Source organism: Gemmata obscuriglobus, from assembly GCF_008065095.1.
GTDB lineage: Bacteria > Planctomycetota > Planctomycetia > Gemmatales > Gemmataceae > Gemmata > Gemmata obscuriglobus.
In genome coordinates this window covers 4685795-4702882 of the sequence record NZ_CP042911.1, presented here as the reverse complement: position 1 = coordinate 4702882, position 17088 = coordinate 4685795, and the positions used below count along the sequence as shown (strand labels likewise).

At 65.1% G+C, this 17088-nt stretch carries 10 protein-coding genes; 4 read left to right on the top strand and 6 right to left on the bottom strand.

Annotation, left to right across the window (positions count from 1 at the left end; all coding sequences use genetic code 11):
* Nucleotides 1-83: 83 nt before the first annotated feature.
* A complete protein-coding gene (locus GobsT_RS19480) occupies nt 84-2009 on the bottom strand; it encodes a redoxin family protein (RefSeq protein ID WP_010037366.1) in 1926 nt (641 codons plus the stop codon).
* Between the two features lie 283 nt (nt 2010-2292).
* Between GobsT_RS19480 and GobsT_RS19475 the strand changes: the two genes are divergently transcribed.
* Both GobsT_RS19475 and GobsT_RS19470 read left to right on the top strand, forming a co-directional pair.
* A complete protein-coding gene (locus tag GobsT_RS19475; protein WP_010037363.1) occupies nt 2293-3288 on the top strand; it encodes a DUF1559 domain-containing protein in 996 nt (331 codons plus the stop codon).
* 29 nt (nt 3289-3317) lie between these two features.
* Nucleotides 3318-3734, top strand: a complete 417-nt coding sequence (locus tag GobsT_RS19470; RefSeq protein WP_010037361.1) for a peptidase associated/transthyretin-like domain-containing protein — start codon at nt 3318-3320, stop codon at nt 3732-3734.
* Nucleotides 3735-3772: 38 nt separating this feature from the next.
* Here GobsT_RS19470 and GobsT_RS19465 read toward each other — a convergent pair whose 3' ends face one another.
* The 5 genes from GobsT_RS19465 to GobsT_RS19445 form a co-directional block, all read right to left on the bottom strand.
* Complete coding sequence (locus GobsT_RS19465) at nt 3773-4888, bottom strand: zinc-binding metallopeptidase family protein (RefSeq protein ID WP_010037359.1); 1116 nt, start codon at nt 4886-4888, stop codon at nt 3773-3775.
* A gap of 203 nt (nt 4889-5091) precedes the next feature.
* The gene (locus GobsT_RS19460; protein WP_109571004.1) at nt 5092-6387 is read right to left on the bottom strand and encodes a metallophosphoesterase family protein; all 1296 of its coding nucleotides are present in this window, start codon (nt 6385-6387) and stop codon (nt 5092-5094) included.
* Between the two features lie 249 nt (nt 6388-6636).
* A complete protein-coding gene (locus GobsT_RS19455) occupies nt 6637-8229 on the bottom strand; it encodes a TolC family protein (RefSeq protein ID WP_010047778.1) in 1593 nt (530 codons plus the stop codon).
* A gap of 215 nt (nt 8230-8444) precedes the next feature.
* On the bottom strand, nt 8445-11993 hold the full coding sequence (locus GobsT_RS19450) for an efflux RND transporter permease subunit (RefSeq protein WP_010047777.1): 3549 nt from the start codon (nt 11991-11993) through the stop codon (nt 8445-8447).
* Nucleotides 11994-12130: 137 nt separating this feature from the next.
* Nucleotides 12131-13237, bottom strand: a complete 1107-nt coding sequence (locus GobsT_RS19445) for an efflux RND transporter periplasmic adaptor subunit (protein ID WP_010047775.1) — start codon at nt 13235-13237, stop codon at nt 12131-12133.
* Between the two features lie 1065 nt (nt 13238-14302).
* Between GobsT_RS19445 and GobsT_RS19440 the strand changes: the two genes are divergently transcribed.
* Together GobsT_RS19440 and GobsT_RS19435 are read left to right on the top strand one after the other, a co-directional pair.
* On the top strand, nt 14303-14887 hold the full coding sequence (locus tag GobsT_RS19440; RefSeq protein WP_010047773.1) for a sigma-70 family RNA polymerase sigma factor: 585 nt from the start codon (nt 14303-14305) through the stop codon (nt 14885-14887).
* Entirely contained in the window at nt 14865-17063 is a 2199-nt protein-coding gene (locus GobsT_RS19435) for a serine/threonine-protein kinase (RefSeq protein WP_010047772.1), read from the top strand. The genes GobsT_RS19440 and GobsT_RS19435 overlap by 23 nt, the downstream gene beginning before the upstream one ends.
* Nucleotides 17064-17088: the final 25 nt, after the last annotated feature.

The following is a 17088-nucleotide window of genomic DNA, read 5'->3' as shown; positions in this document are numbered from 1 at the left end:
CAGATCGACACGGGTGAACACGGATCGCAACGGCCCGCGGCCGAATGACACCGGCCGCACCCGCGCCGACCTCGTGTGGGTTCCTACTTCTTCAGCTCGGTGCGCGACAGGCGCACGCGCTCCTTGCCCGCCGGCGTCACGCCGAGGAACCCGAACAGCATCTCGCTTGTGGTCTCTTCGCCGAACCATACGGCTTTTGGCGGGCTGTTCGGGTTGTTCGGGTTCTTGGCCGAGTTGTCGAACACCCCTTCCACGTCGAACCGCGTTCCGGCCTTAACGGCCAGCGGCTTCGCGAGCCAGTACCACTCCTGCCAGTTGTAGTCCCAGTCCTTGATTTCCAGCATCAGCTTCGGCGCCCCGTCCGGCGGGGTCATGGTGATTTTGATACTCTTGCCGATCAGGTGCATGTGGGGCATGATGCTGTGGACGTTCGCGTCCGCGGTGATCCAGGCGGAGCCCTTCTGCACGTGGTTCGCCTTATTCGCGGGGATCGACTCCAGGAACGACATCCCGCCGACCCCGAGCATGAGCCACGGCTTCTCCACCGGTTTCTTCGCGAAGTAGAACCCGATCTTCGTGCGGTCCTTCTCGACCTTCCCGGTCCGGTGGTAGTGGAGCTGGAGCACGAGTTCCGCCTCCTTCGGCAGCAGGATGCCGCAGCCGTCGGGGAACGTCGTGCCGACCTGCCCGGGCGCCCACCCGCCCAGTATCCCGACGGCCGGGATCGAGGGCCGCGGCGCGTCGGCCTGGTTGGGGATGAAGCCGACGCCCATCGCGACCGGATAGCCGGGGCCGTGGTCGGTCTCGTCCGCGCCTTTCTTGCGTGCCTTTTCGGCGGCTTCGAGCTTCCGGGCCTTCCCGGTGGTGTCGAAGTAGTTGAGCGAGTGGTGGAGCACCGCCGCATTACCCGGTTTCACTTCGTAGGCAACGACGTGCTTGTCTTCCTTGAGACCGGTGGGAAGAACGAAGCACCGGAACACGTCCTTACCGGTCGGGCCGACCTGGAACTCCTCACCCATTTCGACGATCAGGTCCGGTTGGCCCAGCCGCCAGCCGTCCGAGAGTTTCGGCGGGGCCGGCGCGTCCTTGGGGTCGCCCTCCGGGCAGCCGTTCTTCTCCCACTGAGCCAGCGTGTCCAGTTCGCGGATGGTGAGCGTGCGGGCGTTGGCGAACTCCAACCCTGCGGTCGGCTTCCAGGGGGGCATGTCGCGGTTCTGGGTGTAGTGGACGATGTCCGCGGACCAGTTCACCGCCTGCTTGTAGGTGAGCAACGCGAACGGCCCGGCGTCTCCCGGCCGGTGGCAGCTCTGACAGTGCTTCTGGAGGATCGGCGCGACATCGCGGTGGTAGGTGACGGCGTCGGAGGTGACCGTGCGCTCTTTCGGGTCGATGTGGCAGCCGATCGCGCGGGTCGCCGGTGCCGTCACTAACTTTCCGGCAACCACAGCCTCGAGCGCGTCACGCAGGTCGTGCTCGGTGATCTGCGGGTTCTTCTTCATCCGCCCGTAATACTGGTTGTCGATCCGCCCGCGGTACCGCACGACGTGGTTGCGGTCCAGGACGAACGCTTCCGGCGTGACGGTCGACTTGAACGCCTCCGCGGCAACGAGCGTGCTGTCCGACAGCACGGGGAAGGGGAGCTTGAACTCGCCCGCCTTCTTGGTGATCTTCTCGGCGGCGTCGTCGGTGGGCACGAGGGCCACGAACCCGATCCCCTTGGCGCTGTACACCTTGTGCAACTCGGCCAGGGTGGCGGCGTAGCTGTTGGACACCGGGCAGTCGAACGACAGGAACACGACGACGGTGCCCTTGTCCTTCGCGAAGTCGCGCAGGCCGTGGGCCGTGCCATCGGCCGAAGAGAGCTTCAGGTTGTCGATTTCCTTGTTGAGCCGGTCCGTGCTGGCGGGCGGATCGGCGGCCGAGGTGTGCGGTGTGGCGGGCGCGCCCACGAGAGCCGCCATCCCCACGATGACCGCGGCCGTGAGGCCGGGAGGAACCAACCGACGCATGCGCACGTCTCCACGGGGCTACGGCGCCCGAACGGACGCGGGCGCGGCGTGTGGTTAGGATACGCGCCGGCCGGGGCACAGGTTTCACGTTCGCGGAACTCTCACATCGATCGGTGTCCGATGCGCGCCTCATCCCGTGGCCGGTTCGGGTTATGAGTGTCCAATGACACTTCGTGACTCGGGGCGAAAAGCGCTTGCGACAGGATGCTACCGCGCGCACAATTGCAAACATCTCCTCGCCCGTTCTCCCCACCTTCATGCCCCTTTCATCAAGCGAGGCCATATGGCACCGCGACGGTCCTCCCGCGCCTTTACGCTCATCGAGTTGTTGGTCGTGATCGCGATCATCGCCATTCTGATCGGGCTCCTCTTACCCGCCGTTCAAAAGGTCCGCGAGGCCGCGGCACGCCTCAAATGCCAGAACAACCTGAAACAGGTGGGCCTCGCGCTGCACAACCACCACGACGCCCACCAGAAGTTCCCGGCCGGGAGCGTCGGCTGCCCGACCGGCGGGTGGTACGGGCACTCGTTTTGGCTCTCGTTGCTTCCGTACCTGGAGCAGGACCCGTTGTTTGCGGGACTCGACAAGACCGGTAACGCGAGCGGCACCCAGTACCAGTCCACCGGGTGGATTCACGAGGGCGACGGTGCGTCCAACGCGTACAATCGGACCCGGCTCAACGGCTTCGTCCTGAACATGGGCAAGTGCCCGTCCAGTCCGTTCCAGCCCCTCACCGACCTGTCCGCGGCGACCAAGGTGTTCGTGTCCGATTACGTGGGCATCGCGGGCAGCTCGGACCACTCGTCCACGTTCACCTACGCCGGCCCGTATTACGACACGGGGATGGTGTCTTCGGGCGGCGTGCTGATCCCGAAGCGGCAGGTCGGGGTGCTCGAAATTACCGACGGAACCTCGAACACGGTCGTAATCGGTGAGCAGTCGGACTACTGCACCCTGGCGAACGGCACCAAAGCCGACTGCCGCAGCTCGTGCGGCACCGGGTTCGTGATGGGCATCGCGGCGTCGTTTTCGAGCACCAGCGAGCCGCGCATCTTCAACCTGACGACGGTCCGGTACCCGATCAGCAAGGACGCGTCGCTGGCCAACTCGGGAGGGCAGTGCGGCGGGAACAGTCCGCTCCAGTCGGCCCACGCCGGCGGTTCGGTCAACGTCGCCCTGGCGGACGGGTCGGTCCGGTCGCTGACCGCGAGCACCCCGGTGCTCACGCTCAAGCGGCTGGCGGACCGGGACGACGGTCAGGTCCTCAACGACTTCTAAGTCACGCGCACACTTGAGGAGGACGAAACATGCGGACGGCCAGATGGTGTGTGCTGGTGGCGTGCGCGACCTTCGCTGCGGGATGCGATTCCGAGCCCCCGCTCGGCGCGGCAACGGGGAAGGTCACGTTCCGCGGCGCCCCGGTGGCAGAAGGGACGGTCGTGTTCGACGGCCCCGACGGGTCGACGTACGTGGCGGACCTGGAGCCGAACGGGACGTTCGCGTTTCAGGTGGCTCGTGGGGTCGGGCTGCCGCCCGGTCGCTACGCGGTCGCGGTGCGCCCGCCGCGGCCGAACAAGCCGGGGATGGGGTACGTCGCGCCGAACATGAAGAAGGCGGAGTACCCGAACATCCCGAAAAAGTACCACGACCCCAAGACCAGCGGGCTCGAAGCGACGGTCCAGGCCGGTGCGGCCACCGCGTCCTTCGACTTCGAAATGAAGTAGCTGAACGGCGTCTCGAATGGCACGGTTCGAGACGCGTCTCACGCGACTGCAACCGCTGCGGCGGGGGGAGACCGCTTCGGAGCCGGTTGCGGCGCGGTTGTGACATCATGAACGAACCGCAGCTTCTCGACCACCTTCTCGGAAATGACGAACGGGTATCCGTCCGGCTGACCGAGACCGCGGTTGAGGTTGTTCAGCACGTATGTCAGCGGGTGCCAGCTCGCGATCATCGCGTCGAACGCCGACGGCGTGCGGCTCACGACCTTCGTGTCCGGTTTCAAGCTCGGTTCGTCGGCCCGACGCGGGCGGATCGAAATGCCACATCCGACCGCCGTTTCGAGGGCGTCCACCATGTGGAGGTAGTGCGCCCACGTTTCGGCCCAGTCCTCCCACGGGTGTGCCGTCGCGTAGGCCGAGATGAAGTTGTTTTGCCAGTCCGAGGGCGCTCCGGTGGCGTAGTGCTGCTGGAGTGCCGCGCCGTAGTCCGCGCGCTCGTCCCCGAACACGTCGCGGAACGATTCGAGGCGTCCGCCGTCGCGGATGAGTACGTTCCAGTAGTGGTGCCCGACCTCGTGTCGGAAGTGCCCCAGGACTGTTCGGTAGGGCTCGTGCATCTGGGTGCGACGCCGCTCGCGCTCGGCGTCGTCGGCCTCGGCCAAATTGACGGTGATGAGCCCGTCCGCGTGGCCGGTGAGGACCCGCGGGAGGGACGGGTCTTCGGGGTCCGCAAGGAACTCGAACGCCAGCCCGCCCGCCGGGTCGTGTGCCTTGCTGACGAGCGGCAGCTTCAGTGCAATCAGCGTGTACAGGAGCCGCCGCTTGGCCAGTTCGAGCTTGTACCACGCCGCCTTATTTGCCGGGTTCGAGAGGTTGGGAATAACCCGGGTGAGCCGGCAGGACTGACAGTACGGGTCCGGATCATCGGCCGGTACGGCCCAGTTACACACGGCGTGCTCGGTGTAGTTCTGGCACAACCGGTACGTCTTCCCCCGCGCTCGTTCCAGTGGTGAGGTCCAGAGTCCGTCTCTGCTCTGGTCGAGGGAACCGGTGACACCGAGGTCCGGCAGGTACGCGAGCGTGTGTTCACAGACCACACACATCACGCTCTCGAAGAAAACGAGGTGATCGCAGTGGTCGCAGTGGAAAACCTTCATGGGGCTCTCGGCATGTACACAGCACCCCAAGTGGGCGCGGTGCTTTAGATCAAGAGCGAAAGGCGTGCCGCTTAGTCAGTGGTAACACCGCGGGCCACCGGCGCGTACCCGACTCTCGGGTACGCGCCGGTGGCCCGCGGCTCGAAAAACCGTTGGTCAGGCCCCGCCCACTCTGCCGACGTGGCGGCGTGGGCTCCACGCGATTACTTGGAATCCAGTTCCAGTTCCACGTCGTTGGTGCCTTCCTTGATCGTGACCCGAAGTGGTGACGTGGTGACGGTCGCGTACTTTTCGGGTAGCACCGACTTCTCGGGGATCTCGCCGTCGTAGTACCCGCCCTTCGCGGTCTTCACGACCGTGACCGTGAACTCGCCGGCCGGGGCGCCGTCGTTCTTGGTGTACGTGGACATTCCGAACCGACCCGCGTCGTCGGACAGCGCGTCGCACGCGGGGCTGTACTTCTCGGTCGTCTTGTTGAACGCGTGGAACGTGATCGTCGCGCCCGTGAGCGGCTTGCCGTCGAGCTTTACCTTGCCCGTGACCGGGAACGTGGCCACCTTCTTGCGGACGCTCCCCTTCTCGTCGCTGTCCGGGAGCTTGAGGTTGGTGGGCAGTACGCCGGCCAGGTCGACGTTCACCAGAACCGGCGTTTCCTTCTTCATGGTCACCAGCATCACCTGATCGAACTCGCCGTATTGCGGACCGCGGAGTCGGCTGCCGCCGCCGGTGGTGGCGAGCTGGTAGAACTGGGTGCCGTTGCGTTCGAACACCTGATACCGGTGAACGTGGCCCACGAACACGTTGTGCTTGCGCCCGGCCAGCGACTTCTCCACCGCCGCCCAGCCGTTCTTATCCAGGTCCTTCGCCACCCACAGGGGTTTGTGCAGGAACACGAACGTCCACTTCACGTCCTTGTTCGCTTCCAGCGTCTTGGCGACCCACTCCTGCTGAGCCTTGTCAATGGTGCTCATGCCGTCCGAGTCGGGGTTTTCGGAGCACAGACAGAGGAACAGCACGCCGCGGTAGGTGAAGTGGTAGTACTTCTTGCCATACCGCTCGCCCCACTTCGTGACCTGGACCTTGTTGGTGAGGTCGTGGTTGCCGGGCACGTAGAAGAACGGCATTTCGAACCGCTTCACGTACCCGTCGAACTCGTCCCACTGCTCCTTGATGGCTTCTTCCTTGGTCGTGTACCCCTCAATGAGGTCTCCCACGGACATGACGAATTGCGGCTGGAGCCAGTTGACCTGCTGCACAGCGCGTGAGAAGACCTTTTCGCGGTGTCCGCCGGTGCGGTCGGAGACAACGGCGAAGGTGAACTGGTCGGGGTCGTTGTTGAGCTTGAGCGAGGTCCAGGGGTTCTTGTCCCCGGCCTCGATCTTGACGGCGCTGTTGTCGCCGGCGCGTGTGGCGGCGTCGGTGGCGGTTCCGGCTCGCGAGAGCAGGACGACGCCCGCGAGCAGGCCGGCGGTGGCCAGACCCAGGACGAACTGTTTCATGTGCGCAGCGTTGAAAACGGGTAGGGCGAGGGTGTCAGGTGGATACCTAACCGAAGAGTTGTAGTGGAGCAATCCCCCGCGGGCAGATTCACCGAACCTTCGCTGACGTGAGTTGAAGCCCGCGTTTGCACCACGTGTGCGGCCCCAGGGGCGGCGCTGGCGGTTCCTTCCGCCAGCGCCGCCCCTGGGGCCGCACCCTCCCAACACAGTCGCTGTCCTCAGCGTAACGCGCGTGGCGGGAGGCGGGTTTCATCGTCGCGGGTGGGGCTGATCCGGGAGCACCGCCGGCACCGACAACGAGGTGCCGCCGCCGAGCGCCTGGTACGCGTTGACGATGGCGGACAACTGTTGACGCTTGGTATCGATCAGCACCGTTTGTGCTTCCAGTTGGTCGCGCTGGGCGATGAGCACTTCGATGTACTCGACGCGGGCGTTCTGGAACAGCTTGGTTGCGGCGTCCACCGACGCCTCCAACGCCGTGATTTGTTGCTTCTTGAGCTCGATGCTCTTGCTGTAGTTCGACACCATCGCCATGCGGTTGATGACTTCGGTGAACGCGTTGAGGATCACCCGCTGGTAGTTGTAGACGCTTTCCAACTGTCTGGCGTTCGCGGCGCGGTACTCGGCCCGGATCGCGGCCTTGTTGATCAGCGGCGCGCTCAGCTCGCCCGCGAGGTTGGTCACGAACGCTTCCGGGTTGAAGATGTACTTCGGGTTGAACGCCTGATAGCCGACGAAGCCCGTCACGTCGATGCGCGGAAAGAAGTGCGCCCGGGCGACCTTCACGTCCAATCCGGCGGCGGCCAACTCGTGCTCCGCCTGGCGGATGTCCGGGCGGTTCTGAAGCAGTTGAGCGGGTACGCCGACGCTCAGAGCGTTGATGCTCAGATCGAGGAACCCCACCGAGTTCCGTTCGACCGGTTGCGGGTACCGGCCGACGAGGAAGTTGACGCGGTTCTCAGCTTCGACGATCTCTTGTGCGACGATCAGCTTTTCGCTCTGGTTCTTCCGCACTTCCGCCTGAAACCGCTGGACCGCCAGTTCCGTGCCCCGGCCCGCCTCGAACCGGGCCTTCGCGATTTCGTAACTGCGCTGCTGGAGGTCGATGGTCCGGTCCAGCGTCTCGATCCGCCGGTCGAGTGCCATGAGGGCGTAGTACGTCTCGGCGACATCGGCGATGAGGCGGGTCACGAACTGGTTCCGCCGCTCGACGGCGGCGTAATACCGCTGGATCGCCGCGTCCCGGCTGTTTCGCAGCTCTCTCCAGATGTCGAGCGGCATCAAGAAGTTAAGGCCGAGTTGAAAGTCACCCGGCAGCGAAGGGAAGTGGCGGCCGGGGCGGTACTCGAGCTGTTTCTCGGCCGCCCCTTCGGGCGTAAAAACGCTGTGCTTGTCCATGCCCGCCGTCCCGCGCACCCCGACGAGTGGCAGGTACGCCCCACGCCGTGACAGGATCTCGGCCCGAGCGATCTGGACGTCCTCCTCCAAGATCTTCAGCTCTTGGTTGGTCACCAGTCCCTGATCGACCAGTCGGGTCAGTACCGGATCGTTGTAAAACTCGGCGACGCCGAGCCGCGCCGAACTGTCCGCTTGCGGCGTAACCGGATGCGGAGTGCCAGCAACTGCGGCCGCCGGTCCGCCGGCCGCCGCAACAGCGGCCGCAGCGGGTAGGGTCTCGACCGCAGGGGTATTAAAGGCGGGCGGCAGGCCCGGTCCGGCGTCCGCTTGTCGCAGGTTCGGGATGCGGCAAGACGGCAGAACCAAGAACAGGCAGCAGGAGACGGCCCGCGTCAAAACGCGGTACCGACGCGGTGTGGCCGCAGATTTCAGCACGCGGTTCATACTCCTCGTCCTTGAGGGGGTTTACACACGTTGAGGTAATATCTGCTCTTATCGGCAAACCTGGCAGTTCCGGAACAGGCGATCTGCTCGTTTCAATCGGAGCGGCTGTCGCTCAAACGAAAAACCGTGTGGAGCCGCCGACAGTGCTTAACGGAATGCCACAGCGGCCCCCTCCGCGCAACCAAAGGTGCGAGGAGGGGGCCGCTATCGGCCGGTCACACACCGGCATCATCCGACGGGTCCGGGTGGTGCGATGGGCCGTCCGCGGGGCCGGCGTCGAACGGCAGGTGTTCGGCCGGCGCGTGGTGCTCATCCGCATTGTGATGGAGCTCCGGCGCGTGGTGCGTGAACACCTCGCTGAGCGGTCCGTCGACCTCGTCGGCCAGGAGCTTCCGGCCGTCGGCCATTCTGCCGAATAGGTAGTAAAGGCCGGGGATGACCAGAATGCCGATCACCGTGCCCACCAGCATCCCGCCCGCCGCGGTGGTGCCGATGGTGCGGTTCCCGATCGCACCGGCACCGGTTGCCACCACCAGCGGGAGCAGGCCCGCGATAAAAGCGAACGAGGTCATCTGAATCGGCCTGAAGCGGAGCTTCCCGCCCTCAACGGCGGCCTCGATAAGCGACTGGCCCTCCTGGCGGCGCTGGACGGCGAACTCGACGATCAGGATGGCGTTCTTGCCGAGCAAACCGACCAGCATGATCAGACCGATCTGGGCGTACACGTCGTTCGAGAGCCCCAGGGCCTGGAGGCAGAAGAACGACCCGAAGATGCCGATCGGCAGCGACAGGATCACGGCCAGCGGCAGCAGAAAGCTCTCGTACTGCGCGACCAGAACGAGGTACACGAAGACGACGACGATCGCGAAGATGAGGATCGACGGGCTGATTTCCACGTGCAGCAGCTTCGGCACCTCGACCTCGACGCCCTTCTTCGACTCGTCGTACGACAGCCCTTCCCAGCCGATGCCGTAGCCGTAGGGGAGCGTTTCGGCGGCGACCTCCTGAATCGCCTTGATGGCCTGCCCGCTACTGTAGCCGGCGGCTGGCGCCCCTTGAATGGCGGCCGACGGGTACAGGTTGTAGCGCGTGATCTCGTTCAGGCCCTGCTTCTTTTCGAGCTTCATGAACGCGGAGTAGGGCACCATATCCCCTTCCACGCGGACCTTACGCGTTTCCCCTTTTTCGTTCTTGATCTCGACCTCGCGCTCGCTCTTTACGAACAGGTTGTCCAAGTCCTCGGGGTACCGGCGGAACTCCGGCGAGGACTGCACGTACACCTTGTAGAACTGGTTGAAGAGGATAAACCCTTGCTCGTAAGTGCTGCCGATCAGAATGTTCAAGTTGTCCAGCGCCTTGCCGATCGACACGCCCTTCTGCATCGCCACGTCGTTGTTGATGATCAGCTCGTACTGGGGGTAGTCCGCCGTGTAGAAGGTGAACAGGTTCTTCAGCTCCTTGCGCTTTTCCAGCGCGGCCATGAACTTCTCGGTCACCTCGCCGAGCCGCTGGTAGTCGGTGGTGTTCGTCTTGTCGAGGAGCCGCATGGAGAACCCGCCGGCGGCGCCGAAGCCGGGGACCGCCGGGGGCTCGAAGAACTCGAGCTTCACGTCGGTCATCTGGCGGCTCTTGGCCTCGAGTTCTTCAATGATCTCGCGCGTGGTGCGCTCGCGCTCGGACCACGTTTTCAGGTTGATGATGCAGGTCCCGGCGTTCGACCCGCGGCCCTCGGTCAGCACCTCGTAGCCGGCCAGCGAGGTGACCGAGGTCACTTCCTTGATGTCTCGGGCGATCGCCTCGAGGTTCTGCGACTTGGCGTTCGTGTACTCGAGTGTGGAGCCCGGGGGCGTTTGAATAACCGCGTAGATGATGCCCTGGTCCTCGCCCGGGATGAACCCGCTCGCGAGCTTCAAATTGACCCCCACGACGCCGGCGGCGAACCCCCCGACGACGCCCATGGTCAGGACCCGCCGCGTGACGATCAGCCGCAGGATACCAGCGTACCGGGCCGTGACCCACTCGACGGCACGGTCGAACGGCTTGCGGACGACGGGCAGGACGATGAGCAAGAATCCCAGCTCGCCCCACAAGTGGTACGCCAGGTAGACCATCGGCCCCAGGATCAAGACGGCACCGATGAGGTACAGAGCTATGGTTTGCAGCGAGAACCGCTTTTTCGCGTGGCCCGCGTGACCCGACCCGGGAGCGTGGTCGTGCGGCTTGAGGATCATCGCGCACAACACCGGCGTGAGCGTCAGTGCCACCACACCGGACAGGACGATCGACGTTGACATCGTGATGCCGAACTGGCGGTAGAACTGCCCCACCGGTCCGGGAACGAACGTCACCGGGACGAACACGGATGTCATCACCAGGGTGATGGCGATGATCGCCCCGCTGATCTCGTGGAGCACCTCCATCGTGGCCCGGTACGGTGACAGGTGCTTCTCGGCCATTTTGGCGTGCACCGCCTCCACCACCACGATGGCGTCGTCCACCACGACCCCGATCGCGAGCACCATCGCGAAGAGGGTAATCAGGTTGATGGAAAGGCCCATCAGCTTCAGAACGAAGAACGTCCCGATGAGGGAGACGGGCACCGCGAGGATCGGGATCAGAGTGGAGCGGATGTCCCCGAGGAACATGTACACCACCAGCGACACCAGAATGAACGCCTCGATCAGGGTGTGCAGCACCTTCTCGGTGGACGCTTCCAGAAATCGCGATACATCGTAAGACAGTTCGTATTTCATGCCAGGCGGGAACGATTCCTTCTCGATCCGCCCGAGTTCGGCTTTGATCTCCTCAATCACCTCGGCGGCGTTCGAGCCGGGGCTCTGCTTGAGAATGATGGACGCGGCGGGGCGGCCGTTGATGTCCGAGTAGATGTCGAAGAACTCCGACCCCAGCTCGACGCCCGGGGACTTCTGGACCTCTTTGCCGTCCTTGATCTCCTTGACCCCGCAGATGTCCTTGAGCCGCAGGATCTCGCCCTCCGCCGTCTCCCTCAGGATGATGTTCTCGTACTGCTCCTTCTTGTTGTAACGTCCGACATACGTCAGAACGTACTCTTTGGACTGTGAGGTGATCCCGGTCGCCTGCCCCAGGCGCCCGGGCGAGCCGATCACGCTCTGCTCCGCGAGCGCTTTCATCACCTCGTCGGTGGCGATGTTGTAGCGCCGCATGCTGTCCGGGTTCAGCCAGATGCGCATCGCGAACGCGCGGTTGCCCAGGTTCCGGGGGATGCCCATGCCCTGGATGCGCTTGAGCCGCGGCATGACGAAGACGTTGGCGAAGTTGAACAGGTCCTTCTGGTCGGCGTTCGGGTCCTCGCTGTAGATGTTCACGTACATCAGCATGCTCGGCACCACCTGGCTGACGAGGATGCCCTCGCGCTGCACCAGCGGCGGGAGCCGGTTCATCATGATGTTGACCCGGTTCTGAACGTTCACCACGTTGATGTTGGGGTCCGTGCCCGGCTCGAAGTAGATGCGGATCACCGCCTCGCCCGCGCTGGTGGCGGACGAGGCGATGTACCGCATGCCCTGCACGCCGTTGATGGACTGCTCCAGCGGGATCAGCACCGAGTCCACCAGCACGTTGGCGCTGGCGCCGGGGTAGGCGATGGCCACTTCGACGGTGGGCGGCGCGATGTCCGGGAACTGGGCGACCGGCAGGGTCTTGATCCCCAGAACCCCGAGGAACAGGAGGATGATCGAGATGACGATCGCGAGGGCCGGGCGGTAGAGGATTTGCGTGAACATAGTTCCGGGAGGGTCGAATTAAGTTTCGTGGCGGGGCGCGCGAAGGGCGCCCAGAAACGTTCGCCGGGGGCGGTCGGTCGCACGGACCCTCACGCCCCCGCATCGTTCGTGTCGTCGGAACAACAGGGGCCGTTTGGCTACTCGGCGTGGTGCTTCTGGTTCGCGAGCACGTCTTCCGGCTTGCGGAACTCGAACTCCACCGACTGGCCGTCGCGCACCTGCCTAACCCCATCCAGGATAAACTTGTCGGTCGCACTCAGGCCGCTTTTGAGCACGAAGATGTCGTCCATCTCGTGTTCGATCGTGATCAGGCGCTGGTGGACCTTGTGATCTTCGCCCACGACGAACACGTATCGCTTGTCGAGGGTTTCGAACGTGGCTCGTTGCGGGATCACCGTGGCGTGCGGCAGCTTGCGGTTGATCAGAACGGTTCCTGTCTGGCCGTGCCGCAACAGATTTTTGGTGTTAGGGAAGTCCGCGCGGTAGGCGATGTTTCCGGTCTCGCTGTTAAACTTCCCCTCAATGAGAACGGCCTGGCAGTGCTGCGGGAACTTGCTGCCGTCGGCCAGCACGAGTTCGATTTGCTGGCTGTTCAGCCCCTGGCCGGTCATGTCCGCCAAGTAGCGGGCCTCGGGGACGTTGAAGTACGCCCGCATCACCCCGTTGTCCGAAAGGGTGGTGAGAATGTCCTTCTTCTCGATCAGGCTGCCGAGCTGCTTGAGCTGGCGGTCGACGATGCCGTTGAACGGCGCTTTGACGACGGTGAAGTCGACTTCGGCCTCCGCCAGTTTCACCCGCGCGTTCGCTTTGTCCAGCTTGGCTTGCGCCAGGTTCACTTCCTGAACCGAGACGACCGGCGGGGTGCTCTCGTACAGCTTCTTGGTGTTCAGGAACTCGATCTGGGCGAGCTGGGCCTCGGCCCGCTCGGCCGCCAGCCGCGCCTTGTATAGCGTGGGGAGGATTTTGAACATCACGTCGCCCTGCTTCACCGCCTGACCTTCCTTGACCAGAATCTCTTCGAGGTATCCGTCCTGGAGGGCACAGACCTCAATGTGGCTCTGGGAGCGAATCTGACAGACGTACTGTTGCGTGAGGATGACGTCCTTGGCCTGGGCGGTGGTCGCCACGATCTTGTGCTCGTCGTGGTGGTGCTCCCCCTTTTCTTCCGCGTGGGTGCGGTCGCAGGCTGGTAGCGACAGGGCGAAGGCAGCCACCAAGACGGCGTACAGCGGCTGATATTTCATGGCGGTATTTGCTCGCTAGTTGACTTCGCGCGCCCGTTCGGCGTGTCCGAAGAGTTTGGAGGGGGCCGAATCACTGATCGTTTTGGGGCGAACGCACGCCCTCTCAAGGGAACTGTCCGTTCGTTCCCTGACAAATGCACTCTGCGGATTCGTCGAGTGAGCCGAATCGCCCCGATCGGCAGAGCATGCCGATGTTTCAATGTTGGGTGACATTCGTTTGCAATGCAAATCGTTTGCGGATTTACACGGCACGAATCATACTCCAAATATGGGCCACACAGATGCGGCAGGTCGCTTTGACCGCCAAAGCAACTCGCGGGCCAATTTGGTTGCGAGTTGCCTCACGGCAGCGAGCGGATGGTACTTTCCCTCGATCTCCGAACTGACGTTTTCGATCGCTGTGAGTTCGGGATGCGGCATTAGGCATAGGTAGTGTGAGGGACCGTGCGGACGCGGCGGCGTTCGTGATCCACTCGCCACATCGCATTTGGTCGCGGGCAGAGCGCGATGGCGTGCTGCCGGGAAAGCCAGAGTTTGATGCAAAAAGTGAGTTGTGGGGGAGTGAAAGAGGCGAGGTTTTATGATGCGTCTGTTAATTTTAATGTTAATGCGCCGTGCCGCTCCCTCCGTTTCATCAACTACGGGCTATGCGATTGTTAGATATGCGTCTACTAATTGCTTGGGTCCTCCCAATCAGGGGACAACCCGGTGTCAAGATTTTCGGGCGGTATGTCGGAAACCAAGGCCCGGTCCTGACGGGTGCGATCCTTAACGGAAGCGAGGTAGTGGCCGTTCGGCGACCACCCTGGCTCGGCTGCGGTACCGGCGCAGGTGGGCCGCTGGGGATAACGGGCGCGGCGTCGGGGCCATAGCGGTTCGTTGTCGGACGAGAGGTTCTCGTCGGGTCGCAGAGTAAAGTTGCGTCACGGCGCGGAATCAAGGGGTCATGTGCGAAATCGGGTAGCATTTCGTTGTCAATGCGTGCCGGCGATCAGGTGGGGAAGGTATTGTTGCGCCGGCGCGCTTCACTTCGGCCCGTGCGGCATCTGAACTACAGGGCGGATCATGACGGGGCACGGCGAACTCCGACCGGTCGAAGCTTACGCCGAGTACCTTCGTCTGCTCGCGCGAGTTCACCTGGCGCCACAACTGAAGGGGAAAATGGACCCGTCGGACGCGGTCCAGCAAACGATTCTTCAGGCGCACGCGTGCCGGGACCAGTTCCGGGGGCGGACCGAGGAGGAGTGGGTCGGGTGGCTCCGGGTGATCCTCGCCAACGTGCTCACCGCAGCCCTGCGGGCGTACGGCCGGAAGGCCCGAGACCTAGGCCGAGAGCGGCCGCTCGACGCGGGACTGGAGGCGTCGGCCTCGCGGATCGAGCAGTGGCTCGCGGCCGAGCAGTCGTCGCCCAGCCAGCGGGCGTCCCGGCACGAGCAGTTGGTGCGCCTTGCGGTCGCGCTCGCCCGGCTGCCGGCGGACCAGCGGGAGGCGGTCGAGTTGCACCACCTCGGGGGTTACAAGATTGCCGAGGTCGGGGAGCTGATGGGCCGCTCGAGGGCGGCGGCGATGGGGCTGGTGTTCCGCGGGCTCCAGCGGTTGCGTGAGCTGCTCGGGGAGGGCGTCGGTGATGAGGATCGCACTGGGGGCTGACCCCGACGACCGCCTGAACGCGGTCCTGGTGGAGTACGTCGAGGCGGTCGAGCGCGGGGAGCGCCCGGACCGCCAGCGCGTGTTAGCCTGCTTCCCGGAACACGCCCGCGAGCTGGCCGCATTTTTTGCGACCCGGGACCGGCTCGAAGAGATCACCGCCCCGCTCCGCGCCGTGGCCGGGCCGGACCCGTCGCGCGATACCGGTCCGGCACCCGCACTCGACGGCGCCGTGGCGACCCGGCCGGACGTGCCGCCGCTGGGAGCCGAACTCGGCAGCATCGGTGATTTCCGCCTGCTCCGGGAGGTGGGGCGGGGCGGGATGGGGGTGGTGTACGAGGCCGAGCAGCTCTCCCTGCGCCGCCGGGTGGCGCTCAAGGTACTCCCGTTCGTGTCCGCGCTGGACCCGCGGCACCTCCAGCGGTTCCGCAACGAGGCCCAGGCGGCCGCCCAGTTGCACCACACCCACATCGTGCCAGTGTTCGCGGTCGGGGCCGAGCGCGGGGTCCACTACTACGCGATGCAGTTCATCGACGGCCAGAGCCTCTCGCAGCTCCTGTCCGACCTGCGGGCCGCGGACGCGGACGCCAAGTCGTCCGGCGCCGCCACGCCGCTCGCGGGCGCCTCCGTCTCGGCCGAGCGGGCGTCCCGCCGCCGCCAGTACTTCCGGCGGGTGGCGGGGCTGGTGAAGCAGGCCGCCGAGGCGCTCGACTACGCCCACCAGGTCGGGGTGGTGCACCGGGACGTGAAGCCCGCGAACCTGATGCTCGACGACGCCGGGCGGCTGTGGGTGACCGACTTCGGGCTGGCCCAGATGCGCAACGACTCCGGGCTCACCGCCACCGGCGAGGTGCTCGGCACCGCCCGGTACATGAGCCCCGAGCAGGCCGCCGGGCAGCGCGGGGTGGTGGACCACCGGACCGACATCTACTCGCTCGGGGCCACCCTGTACGAGCTGCTCACCCTGGCGCCGGTGTTCGACGCCGAGGACGGCCGCGCGCTGCTGTACCAGGTGGCGTACAAGGAGCCCCGGCCGCCGCGGGCGGCGGACCGGTCGGTCCCGGTGGAGCTGGAGACCATCGTACTCAAGGCCCTGGCGAAATCCCCCGACGAGCGCTACCGCACCGCCCAGGAGCTGGCCGCCGACCTCCAGCGGTTCCTGGACGACCGCCCGGTGCTCGCGCGCCGCCCGTCGTTCCGGGACCGCACCGCGAAGTGGGTGCGGCGGCACCGGGCGCTCGTGGCCGTCGCCGCCGGCGTGTTCCTGTTCGCGACCGTGGGGCTGGCGATCAGCACGGCGCTGGTCGCGCAGGCCTACCAGAGGGAGCGGGAGGCAAAGCAGCACGAGAGCCAGCGCGCCAAGGAGGCCGAGCAGGAGCGCACGCAGGCCGAGCAGAACTACCAGCGCACCCGCCGGGCGGTGGACATGTTCGTGGAGCTGAGCGACGAGGAGCAGTTCAACTTTTTACCGCTGACCGGGCTCCGGGTGCGGCTCCTGGAAACGGCGATCGCGTACTACCAGGAACTCAGCGACAGCCGCGCGGACCCGCAGGTGCGGGCCAGCCTGGAGGAGATCAAGGCGCGGGTCGCCCGGCTGCACGACGAGCTGACCGCGCTCAACGAGGTGACCCGGTTGCTGCTGCTGGAGCAGCCGGTCGTGTGCGCCGACCTGGGGCTCTCCCGGGAAGCGGTCGCCCGGCTCGCCCCGGCGCTCCAGCGGCTCTGGAGCTACCGGCAGGGGCCGGAGGTGCGCGACGCGCAGGAGGCGCGGCAGCAACCGCAGATCGCCGAACTGGCCGCGGCGGCCCGCAAGGAGGTCCAAGAGACGCTCACCGTGGCCCAGTACCAAAGGCTCCGGCAGATCTTTTTGCAGATCCCCGGTCCCCACGTCTTCGGCCGCTCCGTGCTGGACGAACTCGGGCTCGTCGACCCCCAGCGGGACCAGATCCGCCGGATCCGCTCCGCGGCGCTGCGGGACTCACTCAAGTTGTGGAGCACCGCCGAGACGCGGTGCGAGAGCCAGAAGGATTTTGAGGAGATGTGGAAGCGGACCAATAACAACATCGCCGCACAACTCAACCCCGCGCAGCTCGAGAAGTGGAAGGCGATGCGGGGGGCTTCGGCTCCGGCCGGCGTTCAATTCCCGTTGCACAACTCCACCCGCACCCGCACCCCCTGACCAGCGGCCGGGCGGCCGTCACAGA